Origin of the sequence: Pseudomonas sp. EA_5y_Pfl2_R50, from assembly GCF_963970475.1 — a bacterium.
Classification (GTDB): Bacteria; Pseudomonadota; Gammaproteobacteria; order Pseudomonadales; family Pseudomonadaceae; genus Aquipseudomonas.
On record NZ_CAXAPT010000230.1, the window covers coordinates 1 to 284 of the forward strand.

The following is a 284-nucleotide window of genomic DNA, read 5'->3' on the forward strand; positions in this document are numbered from 1 at the left end:
CCATGGCCAGATCTACCGCGCCGCGCAAGGTGATTCAGGCAAGCGCCTGACCCGCTATTCGGTGACATTGCGCCCGCAACTGTCGTACCTGGCGCACCGCGTCAATCAACGCATCTTCCAGAACCTCCCGGTGCCGAAAATCATCGGCAAGGTCCTCGAAGAGCACGGCATCCAAAGCAACGCCTACGAATTCAAGACCGGTTCGATTTATCCCGAGCGCATTTACTGCGTGCAATACGATGAGTCGGACCTGCACTTCATCCAGCGCCTGTGCGAAGAAGAAG

General features: G+C 57.4%; 1 protein-coding gene. It reads left to right on the forward strand.

From position 1 onward, the window contains the following. Nucleotides 1-284: contractile injection system protein, VgrG/Pvc8 family (locus AACY19_RS27585; protein ID WP_339454664.1), on the forward strand; the 284-nt coding region annotated here is incomplete at both ends.